21 protein-coding genes are annotated in these 24,418 nt (G+C 72.1%); 14 read left to right on the plus strand and 7 right to left on the minus strand.

The genetic code is table 11. The features are described from left to right. Positions 1-41 precede the first annotated feature (41 nt). Positions 42-2,231, plus strand: coding sequence for a bifunctional alpha,alpha-trehalose-phosphate synthase (UDP-forming)/trehalose-phosphatase (locus POL72_RS22630; protein ID WP_272097584.1), 2,190 nt, complete (start codon positions 42-44; stop codon positions 2,229-2,231). Positions 2,232-2,247: 16 nt separating this feature from the next. On the opposite strand, the gene POL72_RS22635 is transcribed toward POL72_RS22630, so the two are convergent. After that, the gene (locus POL72_RS22635; RefSeq protein ID WP_272097585.1) at positions 2,248-3,972 is read right to left on the minus strand and encodes a right-handed parallel beta-helix repeat-containing protein; all 1,725 of its coding nucleotides are present in this window, start codon (positions 3,970-3,972) and stop codon (positions 2,248-2,250) included. A 353-nt stretch (positions 3,973-4,325) separates the two neighbouring features. On the opposite strand from POL72_RS22635, the gene POL72_RS22640 reads away from it, so the two are divergent. Both POL72_RS22640 and mgtE read left to right on the plus strand, forming a co-directional pair. Then, entirely contained in the window at positions 4,326-4,943 is a 618-nt protein-coding gene (locus tag POL72_RS22640) for a Maf family protein (RefSeq protein ID WP_272097586.1), read from the plus strand. Positions 4,944-5,315: 372 nt separating this feature from the next. Beyond that, the gene (gene mgtE, locus POL72_RS22645; protein ID WP_272097587.1) at positions 5,316-6,650 is read left to right on the plus strand and encodes a magnesium transporter; all 1,335 of its coding nucleotides are present in this window, start codon (positions 5,316-5,318) and stop codon (positions 6,648-6,650) included. Between the two features lie 78 nt (positions 6,651-6,728). Here mgtE and POL72_RS22650 read toward each other — a convergent pair whose 3' ends face one another. Beyond that, positions 6,729-7,334 (minus strand): hypothetical protein, encoded by a 606-nt coding sequence (locus POL72_RS22650; protein ID WP_272097588.1) that lies wholly within the window; start codon positions 7,332-7,334, stop codon positions 6,729-6,731. 318 nt (positions 7,335-7,652) lie between these two features. Here POL72_RS22650 and POL72_RS22655 point away from each other — a divergent pair, with 318 nt between their 5' ends. The 3 genes from POL72_RS22655 to purU all read left to right on the plus strand — a co-directional run bounded on the left by POL72_RS22655 (position 7,653) and on the right by purU (position 9,803). Further along, complete coding sequence (locus POL72_RS22655) at positions 7,653-7,958, plus strand: hypothetical protein (protein WP_272097589.1); 306 nt, start codon at positions 7,653-7,655, stop codon at positions 7,956-7,958. 122 nt (positions 7,959-8,080) lie between these two features. Then, the gene (locus POL72_RS22660) at positions 8,081-8,818 is read left to right on the plus strand and encodes a histidine phosphatase family protein (protein ID WP_272097590.1); all 738 of its coding nucleotides are present in this window, start codon (positions 8,081-8,083) and stop codon (positions 8,816-8,818) included. 88 nt (positions 8,819-8,906) lie between these two features. Then, positions 8,907-9,803 (plus strand): formyltetrahydrofolate deformylase, encoded by an 897-nt coding sequence (gene purU, locus POL72_RS22665; protein WP_272097591.1) that lies wholly within the window; start codon positions 8,907-8,909, stop codon positions 9,801-9,803. A 120-nt stretch (positions 9,804-9,923) separates the two neighbouring features. Here the strand turns inward: purU and POL72_RS22670 are convergent, their stop codons facing one another. The 3 genes from POL72_RS22670 to POL72_RS22680 all read right to left on the minus strand — a co-directional run bounded on the left by POL72_RS22670 (position 9,924) and on the right by POL72_RS22680 (position 12,817). Continuing rightward, positions 9,924-10,547 (minus strand): ribosomal eL19 family protein, encoded by a 624-nt coding sequence (locus tag POL72_RS22670; protein ID WP_272097592.1) that lies wholly within the window; start codon positions 10,545-10,547, stop codon positions 9,924-9,926. A 479-nt stretch (positions 10,548-11,026) separates the two neighbouring features. Next, a complete protein-coding gene (locus POL72_RS22675; protein WP_272097593.1) occupies positions 11,027-11,719 on the minus strand; it encodes a glutathione S-transferase N-terminal domain-containing protein in 693 nt (230 codons plus the stop codon). Positions 11,720-11,887: 168 nt separating this feature from the next. Then, entirely contained in the window at positions 11,888-12,817 is a 930-nt protein-coding gene (locus tag POL72_RS22680; RefSeq protein ID WP_272097594.1) for a homocysteine S-methyltransferase family protein, read from the minus strand. 359 nt (positions 12,818-13,176) lie between these two features. On the opposite strand from POL72_RS22680, the gene POL72_RS22685 reads away from it, so the two are divergent. The 8 genes from POL72_RS22685 to POL72_RS22720 all read left to right on the plus strand — a co-directional run bounded on the left by POL72_RS22685 (position 13,177) and on the right by POL72_RS22720 (position 22,299). Further along, the gene (locus tag POL72_RS22685; RefSeq protein WP_272097595.1) at positions 13,177-13,797 is read left to right on the plus strand and encodes a hypothetical protein; all 621 of its coding nucleotides are present in this window, start codon (positions 13,177-13,179) and stop codon (positions 13,795-13,797) included. A gap of 119 nt (positions 13,798-13,916) precedes the next feature. Further along, positions 13,917-15,452 carry a S53 family peptidase gene (locus POL72_RS22690; RefSeq protein WP_272097596.1) on the plus strand — a complete coding sequence of 512 codons (1,536 nt, stop codon included), beginning with the start codon at positions 13,917-13,919 and terminating at the stop codon, positions 15,450-15,452. Between the two features lie 23 nt (positions 15,453-15,475). After that, the gene (locus POL72_RS22695; RefSeq protein WP_272097597.1) at positions 15,476-16,396 is read left to right on the plus strand and encodes an alpha/beta hydrolase; all 921 of its coding nucleotides are present in this window, start codon (positions 15,476-15,478) and stop codon (positions 16,394-16,396) included. 134 nt (positions 16,397-16,530) lie between these two features. After that, a complete protein-coding gene (locus POL72_RS22700; protein ID WP_272097598.1) occupies positions 16,531-18,090 on the plus strand; it encodes a L,D-transpeptidase family protein in 1,560 nt (519 codons plus the stop codon). A 207-nt stretch (positions 18,091-18,297) separates the two neighbouring features. Then, the gene (locus POL72_RS22705) at positions 18,298-18,639 is read left to right on the plus strand and encodes a hypothetical protein (RefSeq protein WP_272097599.1); all 342 of its coding nucleotides are present in this window, start codon (positions 18,298-18,300) and stop codon (positions 18,637-18,639) included. Next, on the plus strand, positions 18,629-20,110 hold the full coding sequence (locus tag POL72_RS22710; RefSeq protein ID WP_272097600.1) for a TolC family protein: 1,482 nt from the start codon (positions 18,629-18,631) through the stop codon (positions 20,108-20,110). The genes POL72_RS22705 and POL72_RS22710 overlap by 11 nt, the downstream gene beginning before the upstream one ends. Before the next feature lies 1 nt (position 20,111). Then, positions 20,112-21,446 (plus strand): multicopper oxidase family protein, encoded by a 1,335-nt coding sequence (locus POL72_RS22715; RefSeq protein WP_272097601.1) that lies wholly within the window; start codon positions 20,112-20,114, stop codon positions 21,444-21,446. A 241-nt stretch (positions 21,447-21,687) separates the two neighbouring features. Beyond that, on the plus strand, positions 21,688-22,299 hold the full coding sequence (locus POL72_RS22720) for a DUF2914 domain-containing protein (protein WP_272097602.1): 612 nt from the start codon (positions 21,688-21,690) through the stop codon (positions 22,297-22,299). A gap of 44 nt (positions 22,300-22,343) precedes the next feature. Here POL72_RS22720 and POL72_RS22725 read toward each other — a convergent pair whose 3' ends face one another. Beyond that, a complete protein-coding gene (locus POL72_RS22725; protein WP_272097603.1) occupies positions 22,344-22,949 on the minus strand; it encodes a Uma2 family endonuclease in 606 nt (201 codons plus the stop codon). An 85-nt stretch (positions 22,950-23,034) separates the two neighbouring features. After that, positions 23,035-24,372: a metallophosphoesterase gene (locus tag POL72_RS22730; RefSeq protein WP_272097604.1), complete on the minus strand. Its 1,338-nt coding sequence runs from the start codon at positions 24,370-24,372 to the stop codon at positions 23,035-23,037. Positions 24,373-24,418: the final 46 nt, after the last annotated feature.

The raw sequence follows: 24,418 nt of genomic DNA on the forward strand, positions 1-24,418 counted from the left end.
GGGCGTGGTGCAGGGGCCATGCGCTAGCTTCCTGGCCGCGCATGTCCCGCCTGCTCATCGTCTCGAACCGCCTCCCCGTGACCGTCCACGCCGATCAGGGGGACGTCTCCGTCGTCCCCTCGGCGGGCGGCCTCGTGACCGCGCTACGTGGCCCCCACGAGCGGCACGGCGGCCTCTGGCTCGGATGGCCGGGCGACCTCGCGCAGCTCACCGAAGAGCAGCGCCGAGAGGTCGAGGAGCGGCTCGATCAGCTCGGCGCGGTCCCGGTGCACCTCACGTCGGCCGAGGTGAGCCGCTACTACGACGGCTTCTCGAACAGCGTCCTGTGGCCGCTGTTCCACTACCTCGTCGAGAAGCTGCACCTCGACGCCCGGCAGGACTGGGAGAGCTACCGCGAGGTGAACGAGCGCTTCGCCGACGCCATCGCCTCCCGGTACAGGCCGGGCGACAGGGTGTGGATCCACGACTACCAGCTCACGCTCGTGCCGGCGATGCTGCGGAGGCGCATCCCCGACGCGCGGATCGGCTTCTTCCTGCACATCCCGTTCCCCGCGGCCGAGGTCTTCCGGATCCTGCCCTGGAGGGAGCAGGTGCTGCGCGGCATGCTCGGCGCCGACGTCGTCGGGTTTCACACGACGGCCTATCGGTACCACTTCGTCTACTCCGCCGCGCGCGTGCTCGGGCTCGATCCCGATCTGGAGACGCTCGCGTACGAGGGGCGGCGGGTGCGGCTCGGCGCGTATCCGGTCAGCATCGACGTCGACGAGTTCGTGCGGCTCGCGCGGGACGAGGAGGTCCGCGCCGAGGCGCGGCGCATCCGCGAGAGCGCCAAGGGCCGGAAGATCGTGCTCGGCGTCGATCGGCTCGACTACACGAAGGGCATCCCGCGGCGCATGCTCGCCATCGAGCGCTTCCTGGAGCGCGAGCCCGAGCTCCGGAGCAAGGTCCGGTTCATCCAGCTCGCGGTGCCGACGCGCGAGAAGGTCGACGCCTACGCCGACTTCCGGCGCGTCGTGAACGAGCTCGTCGGCCGCATCAACGGCAGCTACGGGACGCTCGACGACATCCCGATCCACTTCCTGCACCGGTCGATGCCCATGGCCGGGGTCGTCGCGCTCTACCTCGCGGCCGACGTGATGATGGTGACGCCGCTGCGCGACGGGATGAACCTCGTTTGCAAGGAGTACGTGGCCTCGCGGATCGACGACACCGGCGCGCTCGTGCTGAGCGAGTTCGCGGGCGCGGCCGCCGAGCTGATCGAGGCGCTCCAGGTCAACCCGCACGACATCGACGCGGTGGCGTCGACGATCCAGCGGGCGCTGGTCATGTCGCCGTCCGAGCAGCGCGTCCGGATGCAGGCGCTCCGCCGCCGCGTCGTGACGCACGACGCGCACCGCTGGTCGCACCGCTTCCTGAACGATCTCGAGCGCGCGAGCGGCGCGGCGCCCGCGGTGGGGGCCGTCCGGCGGCCTGAAGGCGCGCCCCAGGGGAGCACGATCGCGAGCGCGCTCAGCGCGCCGTCGCTGATCGTGATGCTCGACTACGACGGCACGCTGGTCCCGCTCGAGGCCATGCCCGAGCTCGCTCAGCCGGACGAGGCGCTCGTCGCCGAGCTGCGCGAGCTCGCGGCGCGCCCGCGGACGCAGGTGCACGTGGTGAGCGGCCGGCCGCGCGAGGACCTCGAGCGGTGGCTGGGCGAGCTGCCCATCAGCCTCCACGCGGAGCACGGGTTCTTCTCCCGCGCCGCGCCCGGCGAGCCCTGGGTGGCGCTCCGCGAGGCCGCGCTCGACTGGAAGCCGAGGGTCCGCGACATCCTGCAGGGATTCGTCGACCGCACGGCGGGCAGCTTCATCGAGGAGAAGATGGTGTCGATCGCGTGGCACTACCGGGCCGCCGACCCGGAGCTCGCCAGCCAGACGGCCCGCGAGGTGCCCCTGGAGCTCGGCGAGGCGCTGCGCGAGCACGATCTCGAGCTCATCCCGGGCCGCAAGGTGCTGGAGGTGCGGCTCCGCGGGGTCAACAAGGGGGTGATCGTGCCGCGGGTGCTCGCGACGATGGGGCCCGACGCGGTGGTGATCGCGCTCGGCGACGACAGGACCGACGAGGATCTGTTCGCGGCGCTCCCCCCGACCGCCCTCACGATCCACGTGGGCGGCGGGGAGAGCTCCGCGGCGTTTCAGCTGCCCGACCCGGCCTCGGCGCGTCGCTTGCTGCGCGCGCTCGTGGCCTGAGGGTTCGCGCCGCGGCTCACGCCCCGGCGCGGCGACCGCGCCGCCGGAGGGCGGCGCCGAGGAGCGCCGCCGCCCCGGCGAGGAACGCCCCCGAGCCGGCGACCGGCCCGCCCGCGAGCGCCCCGCCGACGCTGCACGCGCTGGCGTGGGGGTCGTGCGGCGCGTCCGCGTCGCCCTGCGCGGCCTCGGGGCACGCAGCGGCGCGCGCCGCGGTGTCGTCGCCGGCCGCGTCGCCGTCCGCGGCGCAGTCGCCGGCGGACGCGTTGCCTTCGGCGTCGGCGTCGCTGGCATCGACGTCGTCGGTGTCGCCGGCGCCCGCCTCACCGTCGCTCGGGGCGGCGTCCCCGTCGACGTTCCACTCTTCCTCCACGGCGCTGCTGTCGCTGTCGCCGAGGTCCCGATCGCTGTCCACGGTCCTCATGGCGAGCGCCGCGAGGCTGGAGCCGGACTCGTAGGCCCCGATGTCGATCGCGCCGGCGACCGGCCGCTGCAGCGGTCGGCTGGCCGCGCGCACGCTCCTCACGGGCGAGGACTGCGGCGCGGCGAGCGGCCTCGGGAACGGGTGCCCTGCCGGGCTCGGCGTCGCGCTGGAGCCGGCGTTGACGAGCGGGCTGTTCGACGCCGGGCGGAGGTCCAGCGAGCCGAGGTTGGTGAAGCCGGGGTCGGCGCCCTGCACCGTGCCTGTCCACGCCGCGGGGAGGGCCGAAGAGCCGGTGGGGACCCAGTTGTTCGCGCCCGAGATCAACGCCGCTCCCGTCTTCCAGGTCGCGCTCCTGTCGACATAGACCTCCACGCCGCCGCCGCCGCGCCGATAGAACACGTTGTTGCTCATCTCGACGCTCTCGATTCCATCGAACATCCTGAGCGCCGGCCGCGACCCGGGGGCGAGCAGGAACGTGTTGTTGACGAACCGGAAGCGGCCCCACGTCTGCCCCGTGCCGTCGCCCCCGACGCGCACGGCGAAGTGCTGGCCGGTCTTGACGAGGACGTTGCCCACGACGTCGGAGTCCTCGCGCGCGAGCCCCTCGTCCTGGCCGTCCGGCCCGATCAGCTCGAGCTCGTGGTATTTCGCGCCCTCGATCCAGTTGTAATAGATCTCGTTCCGCTCCGCGCGGCTCTTCACGTTGTTGCCGCCATTGCCGTCGTGCACATAGCAGTGCCGCATGCGGAACACGGAGCCGAGGCGCGTCTCCTCGTCGGTCGCGATGTAGATGGGGTGCCTGCTGTCGCCCGAGCCGCAGGCATAGACCTCGACGTACTCCAGCGTGAGGGAGCCCGACTCGGAGTCGGCGCCGAGGATCCCGTGCCCGGCGCAATCGTGCACCACCGAGTCGCGGATCGTGATGTCGTGCGCTTTGTTGAACACGCAGCGGCCCGAGCCGCCGGTGATGTCGAAGCCTTCGAAGGTATAGTGATTGCCAGCGAAGACCACCGTGTTCGTCCCCCCGGATAGGACCGGGCGGCGGCCGTTCACGCGAACGCCGCGGATCGTGATCTTCTGCGCCTCGGTGCCCGACTTCTTGAAGAACAGATCCCCCGGATAGGTCGCGTCGCCCTCGACCAGGACCACGTCCCCGGCAGCGAGGCGAGGGGCGACCTCCGCGAGGCTCGCATGAGGCTTGCCCCGCCCCACCTCGTACGTCGCTGCGCTCGCCGGCGAGGCGGCGAGCAGCACGGAGAGCCCGATGCCCGGCGCGACGAGAGAGAGTGTGACGAGGTGCCTTGTGTTGAGTTGCTGCATTGGCGTACTGTCGCGTGCTGTAGAGTCCGAGTGCAAGCTGCTTTTTAATGAAATGCATGATGGGTAATTCAGGCGACACCTGACGGCGGGAATTCCTGTGGTTATTCCCGCATGCCCAGCGGCTGTCACCATTGCTGAGAATCCTCGAGGTCTGCCATTTCTCGATAAAATTTGGTAAATAAAAGCAAGTCGGTGCGAACGCCGCGAAGAGCGTGAAGAGCAGGTAAGAGCGGGTGAAGCGCAGGTGAAGCGCGCGAGGAGCGGGAGTAGCGGGAGGAGCGCGACGGGCGGGAGGAGCGCGAGGCGGGCGGTTCCTCTCGGCACGCGCGTCGTTCCGTGCCATGGAGCCGGCCATGTTCCCGGTTGTCCTCGCCTCCACGTCGCCCTTTCGGAGGGCGCTCCTCGATCGCCTCGGGCTCGCGTACGAGGCCGTCGCGCCGGCCTTCGAGGAGATCGCGCCCGAGGGGATGTCGCCCCTCGCGTGCGCCCGCCTCTTCGCGGAGGGGAAGGCGCTGAGCCTCACGCCCGCGCGGGAGGGCGCCGTGATCATCGGCGCCGATCAGGCGCTCGAGCTCGATGGGGAGCTCCTCCGCAAGCCGGCCTCGCTCGACGAGGCGGCAGACCAGCTCGGGCGGCTCGCGGGGCGCGTCCACGCGCTCCACACCGCCGTCGCGGTGCACGCGCCGCCGGCGGTGCCGCTCGCGGCCGGCGAGCCGCGGACGCTGGCCGAGATCGTCACGGTGGAGCTCCGCGTCCGCCCCCTCGGCCGCGCGCAGATCCGCCGCTATGTCGAGCTGGATCGGCCGATCGGCAGCGCGGGAGGGTACCTCTTCGAGAGGCACGGACCGTGGCTGTTCGACGACGTGCGCCACGCCGACGAGGCGGCCATCGTGGGGCTGCCGCTCGTCCCGCTCTGCCGCCTGCTGCGCCGCTTCGGGGTCGATCTGCTCGACCCGCCCGCGCGCGCGTGAGCGCAGACGTGCGCGCAGGCGTCAGAGCGCGCCGGCAGGCTCCACGCAGGCCGGGCAAAGAGCCTGCATCCTGGGAGATACGGTAGGTTCCCGCCAAACCGCGCCATTGCGCGTCGGCGCGATCCGAGCACCGGGAAGAAGTCCGAGGGAACCAGGAATATGCCGGCTTCCCCAGGCGCTTCGCTGTCCGACGGCGCAGGCGGGGGGGCCGCTGCGCTGTGTGCGTGCCGGGGCTTCCAGGGAGGGGCGGCCGTGGCGCGCCCGTTGCTAATCGTGGTTCCAGGGTCGAGCCTGCCGCTGGGCCCTCGCGGATGCGCATCTTCTGCCGGGCGACGCCGACAGGGCGGGCCAGGCGCTCGACGAGGTGAGGCGATGATGGAACGCCCGCCCTTCAACGCGGCCGAGGCGCTCACGGCGGCTGATCTGATCCTGTCCTGGTCGGCCCTGCAGAACGAGGAGCGGGTGCAGGCCTATCGCCGCCTGCGGCGCGAGGAGGCGGAGGACTTCTTCGAAGGTCTTCCCACGGCCGACCAGGCCGCGCTCCTGGCGGGCCTCACGAAGGGCGAACGCAGGCTGTGGCTCCGCCTGCTCGCGCCCGACGACGTGGCGGACATCCTCCTCGAGGTGGCGCCGGCCGACCAGGCGGAGCTCCTCTCCTTGCTCGACGAGCCGACGCGGCGCGAGGTGACCGCGCTCCTCGCGTACGCCGAGGATGAGGCTGGCGGGCTCATGAGCCCGTGGTTCGCGCGCGTGCGGCCGGAGGCGACGGTCGACCAGGCGATCAGCTACCTCAAGCGGCAGGCCAGGGATCACCTCGAGACCATCTACTACGGTTATGTGCTCGACGCCGAGCAGCGGCTGCGCGGCGTGGTGTCGCTGAGACAGCTCATGATCGCCCCCGGCGACCGGCGCGTCAGCGACGTGATGAAGACCGATATCGTGTCGGTCAACGAGGACGCCGACCAGGAGGCCGTGGCGCGGCGCTTCGCGGAGCACGATCTCGTGGCGATACCCGTCGTCGACAGCGAGGGTCGGATGAAGGGGATCGTCACCGCAGACGACATCGTGGACGTCGTGGAAGAGGAGGCGACCGAGGACATCCAGAAGCTCGGCGGCATGCAGGCGCTCGACGCGCCCTACCTCCGGACCCCCATCTCCAGGATGCTCGGCAAGCGCGCGGGCTGGCTCTCGGCGCTGTTCGTGGGCGAGCTCCTCACCGCCACGGCGATGGGGCACTACGAGAGCGAGATCGCCCGCGCCGTCGTGCTCGCCCTCTTCGTGCCGCTCATCATCTCGAGCGGGGGCAACTCCGGCTCTCAGGCGACGACGCTGGTCATCCGGGCCATGGCGCTCGGCGAGATCCGGCTCGCCGACTTCTGGCGCGTCAGCCGCCGGGAGCTCGCGTCGGGCCTCGCGCTCGGCGGGATCCTCGGCACCATCGGCTTCGCGCGCGTCATCGCCTGGGAGAAGCTCTTCGGGGCCTATGGCCCGCACTACGGGCTCCTCGCGCTGGCCGTCGCGATCAGCCTGGTCGGCGTCGTGACCTGGGGCACGCTGGCGGGGGCGCTCCTGCCGTTCGTGCTCCGGGCGCTCCGCTTCGACCCGGCGAGCGCCTCGGCCCCGTTCGTCGCGACGCTCGTCGACGTCTCCGGCCTCGTGATCTACTTCAGCGTGGCCGAGCTCCTGCTCCGCGGGGTGCTGCTGTGAAGCGGGCGAGCGCCCCCCGCGCGCGCCCCGGCAGCCTCCTCGAAGCGCGCGACCGGGGAGAGCCTGGGCGACCGGGGCCTAGGGGTGGACGCGCGACGCGAGGTAGCGCGCCACATACGCGCCGATCACGCGCGCGTCCTCGCGCCAGCGGCCGCCGGGCTTCAGCTTGTCCGCGTCCGCGGAGCTCAGGTTCGTGTTCGGGATGGGCGACGCCGTGCGGCTCGAGAACTGGACCTCATCGAGCACCCGGCCGTCTGGCGTCGTGAGCCGGAGCGTCAGCCGGATCTGGCTCGGGGCCGAGGAGACGACCGCGTAGAAGCCTGGATTCATGTAGCCGATATAGGGCTTGATCACGAACGGCGCCGACGTGGGGCCGTCGGACGGCGCGACCTCGATGCCCTCCTCCTGGGCCGTGGCGACCAGCGCCTTCGTGAACTCCTCGTTGATGGACTCCTTGTCCGCCACGAAGCGCTGGTGATCGTCCGCGTCCTTGCCGGCGAGGTACTGGTCCTCGCGCTGGTCGAGGATGAAGAGGCCCACGTAGTCGATGGGCATCAGGGCGAAATACCGCTGGCCGACGAACGTGTCGGGGCTCGCCTGGGTCACGACGCGCCAGCGCGGCGCGCACCCGGCGAGGGCCGCGACGCCGAGCAGCGCGGCCGCGATGAAGCTGCGACGGTGCATGAAAGTCTCCTTCAGAGGGCTCGCCTTGTAGGCCATGTCCGAGCGAGCTGGCAAGGGCGGTGCAGCGCGCCGCGCCCGGGCGGGCCGGTCCGGCGCCGCGCGCCGGCGCTGCAGCGGCCCGAGCGCGCCCTCCGACCCGGACGGGGCAGGCGGCCCGCGGCCCGCGTATTCGACGGCGCGGGCTCGCCCCGCGCTCGCGCGCGCCTGTGCACTGGGCGGACATGACCCGAGCTGGCCTGTCGGATGCATGTTGGATTCGACAGCTGCAATGGCTACCTCGCACGAGGATGCCTTTCTATCGACGCTGGAGGTAAACCCATGATCCCGAATTTCGTAGCCGGTCTCTTCAGCCTTTTTCCCATCTTGGTGCTCCCCTTGCTCGGCGCCGATCCGCCGGAGGACGCCGGCGATAGCGGCTCGCAGGTGGGCCAAGGCTCCGAGCTGGAGATCCCAGGCTTGCCCGGGGAGGGCGCCTCGCGGTTCGCCTATTCGATCTCCTGCATCGAGGGCAGCACGGGAAAGAAGACCTTCCTCACGGAGGACGACTTCTGCAGCGCCCTGCGCGACGAGCAGGTCTGCTCCGAGAGCGCGGCCATCTTCGCGCTCTTCCACGGCTGCCCCTGAGCGCCCGCGCGGCGGCGGTACAAACCCTTGACATTCGAGGGGGGCCTTGCTCTTCCTAGCGAGCGCGGACCGCCCCGCGCGGCCCTCCCCCCACGAGGTCGCGCGCCTCGGAGGCTCAGATCGTGACGAACCTCTATCTCATCCGGCATGGAGAAGCGCTGGTCAACGTGAACCATATCGTGGGCGGGATGCGCGGGGACACCGGGTTGACGCAGCTCGGCATCCTCCAGGCGGAGCGCCTGCGCGATCGCCTGGCCGCGACGCGCGAGATCCCCGCCGACGTCCTGATCGCCAGCACCTATCGCCGGGCGCAGCAGACGGCCGAGATCGTCGCTCCCGCCCTGGGGCTGCCCGTCACGCTCGACGACGAGATCCAGGAGCTCCGCCCCGGCGAGGCGGACGGGATGCCGGTCGGCGAGGCGATGGTGCGCTATGCGATCGATTTCGAGCGCGAGCCGTACCGGCCGGTGAGCCCCGGTGGAGAGAGCTGGGCTCAGTTCATGCTGCGGGTCTCCGTCGCCCTCGATCGCGTCACCCGTGAGCACGAGGGGCGGACGATCGTCGTCGTCACCCACGGCGGCTTCATCGACGTCGCGTTCCTCCATTTCTTCCGGATGAACGCGCTCGCCTTCCCGAGCGCGCACTTCGCCACCCGCCACACCTCGCTCACCCACTGGCAGCGAAGGCGGCGCTGGGGTCGGGCCGAGGCCTGGCACCTCATCTATTACAACGACTGCGCGCACCTGCGCGACGTCGAGCGGACCGTGCGCATCCCCTGGGCGGAGCTCTCCACGCTGGCGCCGAGGCTCGCGGAGGATCCGTCTGGGCCGCCGTCCTCCGAGAGCGGCGAGGGGCGCTAGCGGGTAGGCAGACAGGCAAGCGCCCGCCCGCGGTCCCTCCCGGCCCTCGCGCTTGCGCCTCCGCCTCGGGGCGAGCTACATGACCCGTATGATGGGTCCCGTTCACGCAACCTTCCTCATCGCCGCTCCCGACCAGCCCGGTCTCGTCGCGCGACTCGCAGGGTTCTTCTACGACATCGGCCTGAACATCATCGACGCGAGCAATCACACCGATGCGTTCATGGACGAGGGCCCGCGCTTCTTCATGCGTCTCGTCGTCGATCTGTCCGGCCTCGCCTCGCCGGCCGCCGTCGCCGCCCTGGGCGGCTCCGCCACCCGCAGCGCGATCGAGGCCGCCTTTCGCGAGCTCGCCTCGGCGCTCTCGGCGCGATGGTCGGTGGAATACAGCGATCACGTCCCGAAGATGGCGATCCTGGTCACCAAGGATCCTGCGTGCCTTTACGATCTGGTGCTCCGGCAGCGCGCGGGCGAGCTCCGCTGCGAGATCCCGCTCGTGATCTCCAACCACCCCACGCTCGAGGCGGTGGCCGAGAGCTTTCGAATCCCTTTCTTCTGCATCCCCATCACCCCGGAGACCAAGCGCGAGCAGGAGCGTCAGGTGCTTCACCTGCTGAAGAGGCACCATGTCGATCTCGTCGTGCTGGCGCGGTACATGCAAATCCTCTCCGAGCAGATGCTCGATGAGGGGCCGCCCGTCATCAACATCCACCACGGGTTCCTGCCCGCGTTCCAGGGCGCGAAGCCTTACCATCAGGCGCACGCGCGCGGCGTGAAGCTCATCGGCGCGACGGCGCACTATGCGACGCGGGACCTGGATCAGGGGCCGATCATCGAGCAGGACGTGGCGCGCGTGAATCACCAGATGGGCCCCGAGGAGATGACCCGGATGGGGCGTGACGTGGAGCGGCTCGTCCTCTCTCGCGCCGTCCGGGCGCACCTGGAGCGGCGGGTCATCGTCGAAGGCCGCCGCACCGTTGTTTTTTAGGTCTCCAAACAATGCCCCGACCGACCTGGCAGTCGGGGCATTCTGGGCGATCGAGAGCGGGTGAGGTGGGCGCGGCAGGGCGTGCTCTCCTGGGAGCCCGACGAGCGCGCGCGCGGGGCGTTACGGCCGGCCCTGCTGGCCGGGCGCGCTGATCTGGCCCTGCTGACCATAAGCGCCCGACTGGGAGATGGCCGCCTGGCCAAGGCCGGCCTGCTGACCAGCATAACCCTGCATCCCCTGGCTGGATTGCTGGCCGGCATAACCGCCGAACCCGGCCTTGGACGGCATCTGCGCCTGCCCGGGGAACATCCCGGCCTGGCTCGGCACGAGCGCGCCCTTGCCAGGGAACATCCCGGCCTGGCTCGGCACGAGCGCGCCCTTGCTGGGGAGCATCTGGCCCTTGCTCGGTCCGAGCATGCCCTTGCTGGGGAGCATCTGGCCCTTGCTCGGTCCGAGCATGCCCTTGCTGGGGAGCATCTGGCCCTTGCTCGGTCCGAGCATGCCCTTGCCGGGGAACATCTCGCCCTTGCTCGGGCCCATCTGGGCCTGTCCGGGCGCGAGCTGCGCCGCGCCCATCCCCATGTATCCGCCTCTCTCCTCCTCCAATGCTTGATTGACGGCCCCGGTCTCGTCGTCACCGGGATCGGTTTGATCGAAGTCCGCGTCGTCCGTATTCGCGGTACAACCGGCGGCCAGAGCAGCGAAAAGAAATGCAGGCACCAGCATCTTGCTATGAATCGACATGATCGTTCCCCCCGATGTCCGCGAGGGCCCACCAGGCCCAGACATCTCGGCTCACCGCAGAGCAGAGTGTGTGCCCGGCGGAGCTGTGCAGACGTTTCCGCTCCCAGCGTGCTTGACGTCCGCGAGGGGTGAATGCAGCGCGCTCGCTCGAGCAGCGCCCCGCAGCGGGGCCCGCGCGATCCGGGCCGAGCGGATCGTCGAGGAGCGCTGGTTCTGTTTTTCTGCGGCAAAAGGACGTGTCGGGTCCAGCCAGGGCGCACCAGCGGCTCGGCGCGCCCGGTGAAGCCCTACCGCAGGGCGGGCTGCGCTGGTGGCCCCGCCCTGCTCAGGACGCTCTGTGGTGCGTCGCGCGTGCAGCGCTGGCGCGCTGGACGGTTCGTTCGATCGTGGCTTGTCCGCCCCGGTCGCAGCCCGTCAGCGAGGCGCCGCGCGCCCAGGGCGCACCGCGGCGCGGCCGCTGCACATGCGGGACGGGCGGCTCACGCCTCGGGCTTCTTCCCGAACAGCCACTTCTTCGCCTCGTCGTCCATGGGCTGGCTCGGGTTCCGCAGCTCATTTCCGACCGCGAGCCCGCGCTCGACGGCGGGCCTCGCGCGCACCGCGTCGAGCCACCGCTTGAAGTTCGGGAGCTCGTCGGCCGATATCCCGTACCGGTCGTGCGGCATCGCCCAGGGATAGCTCGCCATGTCGGCGATCGAGTACTCGCCCGCCAGGAAAGGCCGGTCCGCGAGCCGCTTGTCCATCACGCCATAGAGCCGGCGTACCTCCTTGGTATAGCGCTCGATCGCATAGGGGATCTTCTCCGGCGCATAGTGATTGAAATGGCCTGCCTGGCCGCTCATGGGGCCGAGGCCGCCCATCTGCCACATGAGCCACTGGGTCACCTCGTAACGACCGCGGACGTCCGAGGGGATGAACTGGCCCGTCTTCTCCGCGAGGTAGAGCAGGATCGCGCCCGACTCGAACACGGAGATCGGCGCCCCGCCGCCCGGAGGGTCGTGATCGACGATGGCGGGCATCCGGTTGTTGGGGCTGATCGCGAGGAACTCCGGCTTGAACTGCTCGCCCCGCCCGATGTTGATCGGGATGAGCTTGTACGGGAGGCCCGTCTCCTCGAGCATTATGCTGATCTTCCAGCCGTTCGGGGTGGGCCAGTAATAGAGATCGATCATCTTGCGCTCCGTGTCCGTGGGGCGCCGCCGATCGCGGCGGCGTGCTGTCTCAGGCGATGGATCGTGCCCGCCGGGCGCCGCGCCGCTTCGCGCTGGCGTCGCCCGGCCCGTCGGGCAATCGGTGGCACGTCGCCCCGTGGGGAGCAACCGGCGATCGGCTGCATGGCCTCAGCGCGGCGATCCCGCCGGGGCGCGCGCGGGCCTCGCCCCGTCGACGAGCGCGCGCAGCGCCGCGATGTGCGCGGGCCCCGTCCCGCAGCACCCGCCCACGATCGTGGCCCCCGCCTCGAGCCAGCGGCGCGCGAGCTCCGCGTAACGCGCGGCCGCCGAGCCGCGCTGGTCGACGCCAACGCCCCAGCCGAGCCCCTCGGCCTCGGCGCCCGCGTTCGCGTAGGCCCCGAACGGGACGCCGCACGCCGCGAGCCGCTCGATGTGCGCGAGCGTGCGAGTCGCAGGGGTGCAGTTGACGAGCACGGCCCTCGCGCCTCGAGAGGCCGCCTCCCGCGCGGCGAGCCCGATGTGCTCGGGCGAGAGCAGATCCGAGCCCGGACCCGCCGTGAACGACACCCATGCTTCGACGCCCGTGGCGACCGCCTCCTCGAGCGCCACGAGCGCCTCGCCGACGTGCGGGAACGTCTCGCAGAGGAGGAGGTCGACGCCCGCGCCCGCGAGCGCCTGCGCGAGCTCTCGGTGCTCCTGCCGCGCGTCGGCCGGGCTCAGGTCGGGCCGGTAGCAATCCTCGAGCGGCGCGATGCTGCCGGCGACCCGGTGCTGCGGGCCCTCGTCGCGCACGGCCTCGCGCGCCAGCGAGACCGCCCGCGCCGCCAGCTCGGCCCAGGCGGCGCCCGCCTGCCTCCGCTTCGTGCGGAACGTGTTCGCCGTGTGCACCGTCGCGCCCGCGCGCGCGTAATCCCGGTGGATCGCGCGGACCACGTCGCGGCCCCGCGCGTCGAGCAGGGCCGCGGCGCTCCAGAGCGGCGCCGGCGTCTCGACCCCGCGCGCGGCGAGCTCGGTCCCGAGCGGGCCGTCGAGGACCACGATGGCAGCCTCGGCGGCCACAGCAGTTGAACCGAGCGGCGATCTGGCCACGTCCACCATGTAGGCTCCGGTATGTCCGCGGCCGGCTCCCACGGCAACCCCTGAGTCGGGTCATGGCCCGTCTGCCGCTCGGGGTAAGCGAGTCCCCGCACAGCGCACCGTCCCGACCACTGTGCGGCAGAAAGAACGATGGAATTATCTTTCGCGCCGGGAAATTACTTGCCAGGTATGGGGGGCCTGCGGCACCGTTGAAATGAATTCATCTTCCCCTCATTCCACTCGACTCGCCGGAGTCGTGGCGTCCGACAAGCAAGCGATCGTTTGCAGGACCGACGCAGGACCGACATGGGGGAGCTCCCGCTGGCCCGCGCGAGGCCAGGCGAGCGCCGTCAGTGAGCCCATAAGAAAGGAACGCCATCATGATTCGACAGTCCATCCGTTCTTCCAAGTCGCTCGCTCTCAGTGTTGCGCTCGGCGTCATCGCAGCAGCCGGTTTTGCCGGATGCAGCGCGTCGGAGGAGGCTCCCGTCGATGACGCGGCGGCGCACGAGCGGATCACCCAGGCGGACGTCTCGAAGGCCCTCGAGACGAGCGAGTTCCTGAACCTCGACATGAGCCGAGACACGGTCTACGCCCTCGACTACTCGGGGGGGCCGATCGACTACGCGCGCATCAAGCTCTCCACCGGCAACGGCAAGGAGATCTTGCTCTCGGAGCAGATGGCCGCCATCGAGCAGGCGGACTACGGCGACTACCCGGCGCCCGCCCTGACGGAGGCGTCGGACCAGCGGTTCAGCATCTCCTCGGACGAGGCCGCCTTCGGGAAGCTGTCGGACAGCGAGCTCGACCAGCTGAAGACCGACGGGTTCTTCTACTCCGAGAAGCCCGTGTCGAGCCCCGGGGCGAAGCCGCAGAGCACCGACCCCGACTGCATCCACGCCTACTGCGAGATTTGTACCGACAACACGACCGGCGGGCACCCCGAGACCTGGCTGCCGGGGACCTTCACCTGCTACCTCATCGAGCACGTGTGGTGCTGAGCCTCGCCTGACGGACTCCTTTCCCCCTCGCTCGCAGGGCCTCGTTGATGCGTTCGCTCTCGGTTTGGTGCGTTGCGCTGCTCGCCCTCGGGGGCACGGCGTGCGGAGCAGACGGACCCGTGCTCCCGAGCGGCCTTCCCCGGCCGGCCGGGGGGATCTACTTCGACTTCGGCGCGGCGCCGGAGGAGGACCGCTTCCGCGCGCTGATGGGGTTCCCGACCCGGGATGTCGCCGGGCTCGAGAGCGCGATCGAGGACATGTACGATCCTGGGAAGCCGGACACGTTCCGGAAGTACATGTCGGTCGAGACCTGGATGGAGCGCCACGCCCCATCCGAGAGCGACGTCGCGGCCGTCGAAGACTGGCTCGTCCAGCAGAAGATGGAGATCCGAAGGCGGTCCAAAAACCGGCTCCTGCTCGAGTTCGCGGGCACGGTCGAGCAGTTCAACGCCGCGTTCGACACGGAGCTCCGCGACTTCGAGCGCGAGAACCCCTCGGCCGGCGGTAAGCCGCTGCGCACGTTCGGCGCGCTCGATCCGCTCAGGCCGCCGCAGCGGATCATCGATCTCGCGTCGGGCGTCGTCTCGGTCGAGATCCCCGCGGACACCGAGCCGCTCGCGGCCGAGGGGGGCTCGATCGAGACGGACCCTCCGCCGGAGCAGGAGAAGGGGTACACGCCCGCGCAGATCGCGCGGGCCTATGGGGTCGAAGCGCTCCACACCGGCGGCCACAGCGGGCAGGGCGTGAAGGTCGGCGTCGTGGTCGGGGCGACGTTCAAGAAGCGGGATCTCCAGTCGTTCTGGCGATCGTTCGGCATTCTCTCGCGCGACAACCCCGTCGAAGTGGTCACCGCCGATCCGATCTCCACGCGTTATGTCGAGACCACGCTGGACATGCAGTGGTCGGGCGCGATGGCGCCCGAGGCCGAGCTCATCGCGTACCAGGGGCCGGACGCGCGCACCCACTCCATCCTCTATGCGTGGAACGAGGCGATCGCTGCCGGCGAGGTGTCGGTGCTCTCGACGTCGTTCGCGCACCGCGAGGAGACGGAGGCGCAGATGATCCGGGAGCAATACAACGAGGCGGCGCGCATGGGCGCGGCGCTCGGGATGACGATCGTCGTCGCGAGCGGCGACTCGAGCAGGCCCGACGTGCCGTCGTCGAGCCCGTATGTGACGTGCGTCGGCGGGACGGTGCTCGAGCTCGGCGACGGCGGCGAGGTCGCGCGCGAGGTGGCGTGGAGCGGCTCCGGCTCGGGCCGATCGCGCGCCTTCGATACGCCGTGGTGGCAGGAGAGCGTCGTCCAGGACGCGCAGGGCACGCGCGCGGTCTCCGATGTCGCGCTGAGCGCGTCGTCGGACTCCCCGTACTGGCTCTACTTCCTGGGCGAGTGGGAGCGGCGCAGCGGCACGTCGTTCGCCGCGCCGGTGTTCGCCGGGCTGATGGCGTCGGTGAACAGCCACCGGATCGCGCAGGGCAAGCCCGTCGCCGGGTGGCTGAACCGGGCGCTGTACACCGATGCGGGCGTGCAGGCCGCCTTCCGCGACATCACCGAGGGCAAGACCCCCGAAGGGTTCAGCGCGGGGCCCGGCTGGGACTATCCGACCGGCTGGGGCGCTCCGCTCGCGGACAAGCTCGCGGAGGCGCTCCCCTAGGAAAGCGTCATCCTCTGGGTCGGATGACGTCCCCCGTCGCGCTCCTCTCGCTCTCGCTCGCTTCGCTCCCGCTCCTCGTGGCGGCGCTCGGCTGTGACCGCCCAGGCCGCTCCGTCGGCCCGACGCCCGCGCCGCCCAGCGTGGCGCCCGCCCCGGCGCGGGAAGGGGCAGCGCAGGCCGCGGACGGCGGCGCGACGCCGGCGACCGCTGCAAGAGACGCCGCGCCCGCTGCCGGCGACGCGGCCGCCGCTGTTGCGGGGGCTTCGCCGCTCCGCGCGGACGCGCCGTTCGTGGAGCTCCCTGTCGAGGGGTTCCCGACCGCCGTGGTGTCGGTGCCGATCGGCGCCACGGCGTGGCGTCCCGTGCTCATCGCGTCGCACGGCAACTACGATCGGCCCGAGTGGCAGTGCCAGGTGTGGCGCGACATCGTGGGTGACGGCGCCTTCGTCCTGTGTCCGAGGGGCGTCGCGCGGCCCGATTCGCCGTCGGCGAGCGACGTCCGCTTCACGTACGAGAGCAACGCCCGCCTGGAGCAGGAGATCGACGCGGGGCTCGCGGCGCTGCGGGCGCGCTTTCCCGAGCACGTGGATCCCGGCGCGGTGCTCTACACGGGCTTCTCGCTGGGGGCGATCATGGGCTCTGCGATCGCCGCGCGCCGGGCGGCGCTCTTCCCGCGCCTCGTGCTGGTCGAGGGCGGACATGACAAGTGGACCCCGGCGACGGCCAAGGCGTTCGCGGACGGCGGCGGGCAGCGGGTCCTCTTCGTTTGCGCGCAAGCCGGGTGCGGCGCCGCCGCTGCCGCGGCCGCCGCGCGCCTCGACAAGGCGGGGGTGCTCGCCCGCGTGGCGCGCAGCAAGGAGGCCGGCCACCGGTACGACGGGCCGGTCGCGGAGGAGACCCGACGGGCGCTGGACTGGCTGATCGACGGCGACCCACGCTGGTGAGCCGGAGCGGCGCGTGGCGCATGGGGAGCGCGCGCGATGAACTGCCGCGGCTGCTCGGCGGGTCGAGATGTCGCGCCGCGCGGGCGGCCTGGTCGGCGGGCGGCCTCTGAGCTAGACGAGGCCAGTTGCTCGTCATGGCTTGCTCTTTCCCGGATGCGCGCGCGCGCCGCCGCGGTGGTCGGCTGCGGCGCGCGTCGGCGCTCGCCGCGGCGGCGCTCGTGGCGGCATGCGGCCCGGGCGAGGAGCCGCCGGGGCGCTCGGCCGCCGCGCAGCCGGCGGCCCTGGAGCCGGCGCTCGCCGACGCGGGCGTCGTGGAGCCGCTGGACGGCGGCGCGGCCGTCGAGGCCGAGCCCGCGGCGTCCAGGGAGGCGCTGCGGCCCGGGCGCGGCGACAAGCTCGCGAGCATCGCGATGCGCACGTTCGTGTACGCCGCGCCCGAGCGCGGCGCGCTCAAGCTCGGTTACCTGCGGGCTGGCGCGATCGTCGAGCGCGCCGCGGCGCCGTCGGGCGACGCGGGGTGCGCCGGCGGGTGGTACGCCATCCATCCCCGCGGCTTCGTGTGCGTCGGCAAGGGCGCCTCGCTCGACCTGGACCACGAGATCGTCGCCGCGACGCCGGCCGGCCCGCGCCGCGGCGAGCCGTATCCGTACCGTTACGTCGTGTCGCGGAAGCCGCCGCCGCACCTCTATGTCCACCTGCCGAGCGAGGCCGAGCAGCGGCGCGTCGAGGGGCGCTCGCGCGCCCAGGGCACCCCTGCGTGGTCCCGCCGCGACGAGGCGCTCCTGGGCGAGCCGGAGCCGCTCACGCCCTTCTACGCGAGCCGCCGCGACCTGCCCAAGCCGCTCGGCGCTGCCGAGAAGGCGCGCTTCCCCGCGCACCGCGGGCGCGCGCGGGCCGACTCGGCCTTCGGCTTGATCTCCACCTTCGAGTGGACAGGGCGGCGCTTCGGACTGACGACCGAGCTCGACCTCATCCCGATCGATCGCACCTCGGCTGTCACCCCCACGGCGATGCGCGGCGTGGAGGTGAAGAGCGAGGGGACCCCCGCGTTCGTCATGCACCACGGGGTGCGCACGCTGAAGCCGGACGCCTCGGGCGAGCTCAGGCCGGACGGCTGGGCGGCGCACCGCTCCGGCTGGGTGCTCACCGGCAAGACGGCCGCCGGCGGCGCCTACGCGGAGACCGACGCGGGCGTGTGGATCCCCGCGTCCGCGCTGCGGGTCGCGCGGCTGGGCCGCGACTTCTGGGGGCACGCGGCGCGCGGAAGGAAGTGGATCGACATCTCGATCGAGCTCCAGACGCTCGTCGCCTACGAGGGCGAGCGCCCCGTCTTCGCGACCCTCGTCTCGACGGGCAGGGGCGAGCTCGGCGATCCCGCGACCACCAGCGCCACCGTGCAGGGCACGTTCTTCATCCGCGAGAAGCACGTCACGGCGACGATGGACGGCGACGAGCTCAGCGAGTCGTCCATCGACCTGCGGGACGTGCCCTATGTCCAGTACTTCCACAACAGCTACGCGCTGCACGGCGTCTACTGGCACGACGCGTTCGGCAAGGTGCGGAGCAGCGGCTGCGTGAACCTCGCGCCCGCCGATGCGGCGTGGCTGTTCGCGTGGACCGATCCCCCCGTCCCCGAGGGCTGGCACGCCGCGTTCAACGACAAGGGCGGGACGCTCGTGTACATCCACGCCTGACCGCGCGCGGGCCGGTGCGGCGACGTGTAATGCCGCCGGACCGCGCGCGCCGGCCATGCATGCAACCCGGGACGACGCTGTTGGCGATCCAACTTCCTGCGCTGAGCTCTGGAGCGGTCGAGCTCAAATGCGGCATGAAGCCGCTGCGGGGCGCGGTCGTCCTCGGGCCCCGCACGTGATCGCACTCGCCACGCTGGAGCGGCTTCCATGAAATCACCTCACCTCGCCGGTCCGAACGCCCTGCTGATGCTCGTCGCTGCGCTCGCCGGCTGCGCGCCGCGCACCCTTCCCGCGAGCTTCCCCGCGTCCTCTGCTGCCTCACCGCAGGCCGCGGAAGCTCCCTCGCCGCGGATCGGCGTCGCCCTCTCGGAGGAGCCTCCGCTGCCCGGCGAGCCCGCCGCGGGCTGGGTCGGGCTCGAGCCGGCGGGGGGCGCCGGCGCCGACCCTCACCAGCACCACCACCACCATCATCACGCCCCGGCGCCGGCGACGCCGCCGGAGGGCGGCCCGGCGGCTGCCAGGCCCGAGGAGCCTGTCCATGCGCACTGAACGCCGGCGATCGCGCGCGCTCGCCTCGCGCCTCCTGCCGCTCGTGGCAGGCCTCGCGCTCTCCTCGGCGGCCGCGGCCGGCTGCGCCGCCCCGTCGTCGACCGCCGACATGGCGCGGATCCGCGAGCTCTCCCGCGTCGAGCTCCCGCCGAGCGCGGCGTCGGAGGAGGTCGATCCGGAGCCGGCCGCCGGCGCGCGCGCCCTCGGCCAGGCGCCGCGGCGGCCGCTCACCGCGGACGCCGCGGTGCGGATCGCGCTGCTCAACAACCGCGAGCTGCGCGCCGTGCTGAAGGAGGTCGGCGTCGCCCGGGGCAACCTCGAGCAGGCGGGCAAGCTCCCGAACCCGGAGATCGCGATCGGGGTGACGCCGCTGCAGGAGGGGGTCGAGCACGCGCACCTCGAGCTCGGGGTCGAGATCGACCTCACGTCGGCGCTCCTCTCGCCGCTCCACGCGAGGGCGGCGCGCTCGGAGCACGAGGCCGCGCGCTACCGCGCCGCGGGCGCGGTCGTCGATCTCGGCTACCAGGTGCGCGCCGCGTTCTACGCCGTGCAGGCGGCGGAGCAGCGCCTGGGCATCGCGAACCGCGCGCTCGACGCGTTCGCCGCGGCCCGCGACGCCGCCCGCGCGCTCTTCGAGGCGGGCAACGTCCCGGAGCTCGACGTGGCGACGCAGGAGGCGGGTTACGAGGAGGCCCGCGTCACGGCCGCGCAGATCGAGCTGGAGCTCCTCTCGCAGCGCGAGCGGCTCACCCGGCTGCTCGGCCTCTCCGGCGCGGCGACCTCCTGGACGATCGCCGGCGCGGTCCCGGCGGCGCCCGACGCGCTCGCCACGCCGCCGCGCGCGGAGTCCCTGGCCTTGCGGGCGAGCCTCGAGCTCGCGGAGCTGCGCAGCCGGCTCGAGGCGGCGGCGGGGCGCGCCGGGGCCTTGCGCGCCGAGGGCTGGGTGCCGGACGTGGCGCTCGGCGTTCACGGCGAGCGGGAGCTCGGCGCGAGCGACGAGGCGCACGAGCACCCGTGGGTCGTCGGCGCCGAGGTCCGCCTCTCGCTCCCGCTCTTCGATCGGCGGCAGGGCGCCGAGGCCGCGCAGGCGGCGGAGTTCGACGGCCTGCTGGAGCGCTACCACGGGCGCGCCGTCGACGTCCGCTCGGCGGTCCGCGAGGCGCGCAACCGGCTGGTGTTCGCGCACGCGCGCGCGCAGCACTACGCGCGCGTGATCCTCCCGGCGCGCAAGCGGGTCCTGGAGCAGACGTTGCTCCAGTACAACGCGATGCAGGTCGGCGTCTTCCAGCTGCTCTCGGCGCGCCGAGAGCAGCTCGACGCCGAGCTCGCGGCGGTCGAGGCGCTGCGCGAGCACTGGACGGCGAAGGCTGCGTTCGACGCGCTCCTGGCAGGGCGCCGCGTCGAGGCCGCGGGGGCCGGAGCTCCCGCGGCGATGCCGAGGGCCTCGGCCACCGGCGAAGGAGGGCATTGACATGGACCGACGTGCTTTCATCCACGCGGGCGGTCTGGCCGCCGGCGCCGCCATCCTCACGCAAGGGCTCGCCCATGCGCAGCAGCGCCCTGGCGCGCCGCCCGCTGCGGGCGCCGCGACGCCCCCGCCTCGCCGGACCGCCGCGCCCGGGGGGCAGCCCGCCGTGGTGACACCGAACGGCAGCACGCTCCCGCTGCGGGTGGTGGACGGCGTGAAGGTCGGCCACCTCGTGGCGGGCCCCCTCGAGCACGAGATCGCCCCCGGCCTGAAGAGCGAGGTGTGGGGCTACAACGGGAGCACGCCCGGCCCGACCATCGAGGCGGTCGAGGGCGATCGCCTGCGCATCTACGTGACGAACTCCCTGCCGGAGGCCACCACGGTCCACTGGCACGGCCTCGTGCTGCCGAACGGCATGGATGGAGTCGCCGGGCTCACCCAGCCCCCGATCGCGCCCGGCGAGACGTATGTTTACGAGTTCGTCGTGCGGTATCCGGGGACGTACATGTACCACTCGCATTTCGACGAGATGACCCAGATCGCGCTGGGCGCGGTGGGGATGTTCGTCGTGCACCCGAGGAGGCCCAGGGGCCCGCGCGTGGACAGGGATTTCGTGCTGATGACGCACGAGTGGAAGATCAACGCGGGGGCGCGCCGGCCCGATCCGAACGCGATGAGCGACTTCAACGTCCTCACGTTCAATGGCAAGGCGTTCCCCGCGACGGCGCCGCTCCTCGTCGGCCGCGGCGAGCGCGTGCGCGTGCGCCTCGGGAACCTCGGCCCGATGGATCACCACCCGATCCACCTGCACGGCCTGTCGTTCCAGGTCACGGCGACGGACGGCGGGTTCGTCCCCGAGTCGGCGCAGTACCCGGAGACGACGGTCCTTGTCCCGGTCGGCAGCACGCGGGTCATCGAGTTCGTCCCCGAGGAGCCGGGCGACTGGGCGGTGCACTGCCACATGACCCATCACACGATGATGCAGATGGGCCATGGCCTGCCGAACATGGTCGGCGCCGCGACCCGCGCGCTCGATCGGCGGATGGGCCGCGTGATGCCCGGCTACATGACGATGGGGACCACGGGGATGGGCGGCATGGGCGAGATGCCCATGCCTATCCCCGCGAACAGCCTGCCGATGCGCGGCGGGGCCGGGCCGTTCTCGTACATCGACATGGGGGGAATGTTCACCGTCCTCAAGGTCCGCGACGAGCCGGACAAGGCGGACCCGGCCGGGTGGTATGTGCACCCGGCCGGCACCGTGGCCGGACCGGCGAGCGCCGAGCGGATGCGGGCGGACGGCATCGACCCCGCTTCGGGTGGGAAGCCGGGCGGGTGAACCTTTCGGCGTGAGCGAAAGCTCGCGGCCGGCATCTCGTCCGCGCATCGAATCGAGAGGGCCGGGGGCTCGGGCTGACTGCGGCGTTGCGGGTCGGCCGTCTCGATGGACACACGGGGCGCGGCCCCGCGACCACAGGTCAGCCAAAATCTTCAGCGATTTCAATGAGCCAGAAGCGGTCCACGCCTTGCCATATCCGGTGGCGAGGCCGGGACGCCCCGGATCGCGGAGGAGTGCTTCGATGGCAATGAAGATGGCTCGACGGATGACGTTTCTGGCGCTTTGCACGGTCTCGCTCGCCGGCTGCGGCGAGCGTCACGACGCGCGGCCTCCGGCGCAGGCCGCTGCCGCGAGCCCCGCGGCGACGCAGTGCCCCGAGCCTGCAGCCGCGACGGCGGCGGCGCCCGCAGGCCCGCCGGCCGCGACGGTGACGGCGCCCGCGCCGGACGCGAACGTCGTGGCGGACAAGGGGAGCAAGGGGAGCCGCGAGGCCAAGGAGAAGGGGAGGGGGGCGGCGGAGCTGAAGGTGAAGCGGCTGGTGATCGCGGAGGGGGTGAAGGACCGCGAGCCGGTGGCGCCGGGGACGACGTTCCACGCGCCGGAGACCCCGCGGCTCTATGCGTTCCTGGAGGTCGAGAACCGGAGCGACGCGGAGGGCGAGGTGACGGTGGCGTTCGTCCCGCCGGGCGGCGGGGCGCCGGTGGGGAACGTGACGCTCGGGGTCGGGCCGTCGCCGCGGTGGCGGACGTGGGCGTTCACGCGCGGGGCGCGGCAGGCGGGGGAGTGGACGGCGGTCGTGCGGTCGGAGACGGGCGAAGAGCTCGCGCGCGCGCCGTTCGAGGTGACGCTGTAGCCGAGGGCGGCGAGGCCCGGGAGGCGCCGGTCGTCGTCAGCGCGTCAGGGCGCGTCCTGCGGCGCTTCTCCCATCGCATCCTGCTCGAAGACGCCCAGGTACACCTGGTCGACGTCGAGCGCGCTGCCGAGGGAGGACAGCGCTGCGTGCTCGCCGGGGCCGTGGATCCGGAGCAGCCAGCTGCCGTCAGGCTGCCGCGTGAAGACCTCGATTCGCGGCGCCTTCTGCGATGCGAGCACGTACTCCTCGAGCGACGGTAGCGTCCGGTACTGGGCGAACTTGTCCCCGCGATCATAGGCCTCGCTGGATTCGGAGAGCACCTCGACGATGACACGTGGGTTCAGGAGCGTGTCGCGCTGCTCGTCTTCGAACTCGGGACGCGCGCAAACGACGGCGCCATCGGGGTACACGTAGCGGCGCGTGGCGGCGATCTTGATGCGCATGTCGGAGGTGAGCACCCGGCACCCCCGACCGCGGATCGCGTTCCGCAGCTCACCGATGATGTTCGCGGCGATCGCGCTGTGCTCCAGCGTGCCGCCCGCCATGGCGAAGAGCTCACCGTCCGCGTATTCGTGGCGAAGCGGCGACGAACGCTCGAAGTCCAGGTATTCCTGCGGCGAAAGGCCGGTGCGGACCGCGGCTTGTGCCATGTCCCGCAGTTTCACCCGGGAGACGGAGCGCGTCCACGGGCGAGAGCTCCGCCGATGCGCAGCGGGCAGGACCCTTCCTGCGGCGTCAGGCGGGCACGAGCTCGACGAGCGTGAGCTCTGGCGGACAGTTGATGCGGACCGGCAGCCAGCCTCCGGCGCCGGCGTTGACGTGGAGGCGCCGGCCGCGGTGCTCGTAATGCCCGTTGTGGTAGAGCCCGGCGGGCAACATCGGCGTGAGGGCGTAATCGCCGATGCGGCCGAGCGAGATCTGCCCGCCGTGCGTGTGGCCGGACAGCATCAGATCGAACGGCAGCTCGCGGGCGGTGCGGAACGTGCCCGGATGGTGGCTGAGGACGACGCGCGGCGCGCCGTCGTCCCGCATCTGGCCTAGCGCTCGATCCAGTCCGTCGCGCGTCGGGCGCCGGGCGGGCTCTCCCGGGCGCGCGCGGCTCGGGTAGTCGATGGCGCCCATCCACAGGTGATCGCTGCCGATGCGGACCTCCCGCGCCTCGTCGACGAGCACCTGGGCGCCCGCTTCCTCGAGGCCCTTCACGATCGTCCCCACGTCGGCCGATCGCGCGGCGATGTACTCGTGGTTGCCCATGGAGAAGAAGAGCTGCCCTCGGGCGGGGCGCAGGCCCCGGAGCAGCCGCGCGGACAGCTCGAGCTGCGAGACGTGGTGATCGAGCAGATCGCCGGTGACGACGTGGATGTCCGCGCGTACCGCGTTCATGGCGTCGCGGAGCTCGTCGAGCCGCTCCGCGTCCATGAAGCTGCCGACGTGCACGTCGCTGAGCTGCGCGATGGTGACGCCGTGCAGGCTCGTCAGCTCGCGGCGCACCGGCAGCGCGAGCCTCACCACGACCGGTCGTTGCCGCGACGCGAGCACGCCGCCCATCGAGACCGCGACCGCCGCCGCCGGCAGCGCCCATGTCGCGCCGACGACGAGGCGGCGGCGGCGCTCGTCGACGGCCTCCGGTCGGGCCGCGATATCCGCTGGCGCGGGGATGTCCTGAGCGGCCGGGTTGGCCTCGGCGCCGCCGCTGGCCTGGCTGTTCGTGGTGGTCTGGGCATCGAGCGCAATCGGGGCGTTTCGGCGCGGCTGGAGCCGATGGAGCGCCCGGACGGCCGCGCACGCGAGCGTGACGAGCCCGAGGAGCAACCCGTAGAGGAGCAGGCCCACCTGCATGCCCATGGCGATCAGCGCCAGCGGCTCCGGCGCGTGGCGCTGGAGCGCGCGTAACCCCGAGAAGCTCGCTGCGGCCATGAGCAGCGCCGGGAGCGCGGCCAGCAGCAGCCCCGCAGCGCAGAGCGCGCTGATCATCGCTCCATGTCGAGGGAACGCCGCGCGGAGCCGCCGCCAGAGGATCAGGCCGAGGAGGCCGTTGACGAGCGTGACGACGAGGCCGCCGAGCTGGTACACGCGACGGAAAGTAGCATCGCGCCGATCGCGCGTCCGGCCGCGGCCC

It is taken from the genome of Sorangium aterium, assembly GCF_028368935.1.
GTDB lineage: Bacteria > Myxococcota_A > Polyangia > Polyangiales > Polyangiaceae > Sorangium > Sorangium atrum.

What these genes read in the sequence shown, in the direction of transcription:
- POL72_RS22670 (WP_272097592.1), bottom strand. Translation starts at nt 10,547, where the DNA reads ATGTCGATTCATAGCAAGATGCTGGTGCCTGCATTTCTTTTCGCTGCT.
- POL72_RS22630 (WP_272097584.1), top strand. Translation starts at nt 42, where the DNA reads ATGTCCCGCCTGCTCATCGTCTCGAACCGCCTCCCCGTGACCGTCCAC.
- POL72_RS22700 (WP_272097598.1), top strand. Translation starts at nt 16,531, where the DNA reads ATGGCTTGCTCTTTCCCGGATGCGCGCGCGCGCCGCCGCGGTGGTCGG.
- mgtE (WP_272097587.1), top strand. Translation starts at nt 5,316, where the DNA reads ATGATGGAACGCCCGCCCTTCAACGCGGCCGAGGCGCTCACGGCGGCT.
- POL72_RS22680 (WP_272097594.1), bottom strand. Translation starts at nt 12,817, where the DNA reads ATGGTGGACGTGGCCAGATCGCCGCTCGGTTCAACTGCTGTGGCCGCC.
- POL72_RS22720 (WP_272097602.1), top strand. Translation starts at nt 21,688, where the DNA reads ATGGCAATGAAGATGGCTCGACGGATGACGTTTCTGGCGCTTTGCACG.
- POL72_RS22650 (WP_272097588.1), bottom strand. Translation starts at nt 7,334, where the DNA reads ATGCACCGTCGCAGCTTCATCGCGGCCGCGCTGCTCGGCGTCGCGGCC.
- POL72_RS22675 (WP_272097593.1), bottom strand. Translation starts at nt 11,719, where the DNA reads ATGATCGATCTCTATTACTGGCCCACCCCGAACGGCTGGAAGATCAGC.
- POL72_RS22685 (WP_272097595.1), top strand. Translation starts at nt 13,177, where the DNA reads ATGATTCGACAGTCCATCCGTTCTTCCAAGTCGCTCGCTCTCAGTGTT.
- POL72_RS22705 (WP_272097599.1), top strand. Translation starts at nt 18,298, where the DNA reads ATGAAATCACCTCACCTCGCCGGTCCGAACGCCCTGCTGATGCTCGTC.
- POL72_RS22655 (WP_272097589.1), top strand. Translation starts at nt 7,653, where the DNA reads ATGATCCCGAATTTCGTAGCCGGTCTCTTCAGCCTTTTTCCCATCTTG.
- POL72_RS22710 (WP_272097600.1), top strand. Translation starts at nt 18,629, where the DNA reads ATGCGCACTGAACGCCGGCGATCGCGCGCGCTCGCCTCGCGCCTCCTG.
- POL72_RS22725 (WP_272097603.1), bottom strand. Translation starts at nt 22,949, where the DNA reads ATGGCACAAGCCGCGGTCCGCACCGGCCTTTCGCCGCAGGAATACCTG.
- purU (WP_272097591.1), top strand. Translation starts at nt 8,907, where the DNA reads ATGATGGGTCCCGTTCACGCAACCTTCCTCATCGCCGCTCCCGACCAG.
- POL72_RS22640 (WP_272097586.1), top strand. Translation starts at nt 4,326, where the DNA reads ATGTTCCCGGTTGTCCTCGCCTCCACGTCGCCCTTTCGGAGGGCGCTC.
- POL72_RS22715 (WP_272097601.1), top strand. Translation starts at nt 20,112, where the DNA reads ATGGACCGACGTGCTTTCATCCACGCGGGCGGTCTGGCCGCCGGCGCC.
- POL72_RS22635 (WP_272097585.1), bottom strand. Translation starts at nt 3,972, where the DNA reads ATGCAGCAACTCAACACAAGGCACCTCGTCACACTCTCTCTCGTCGCG.
- POL72_RS22695 (WP_272097597.1), top strand. Translation starts at nt 15,476, where the DNA reads ATGACGTCCCCCGTCGCGCTCCTCTCGCTCTCGCTCGCTTCGCTCCCG.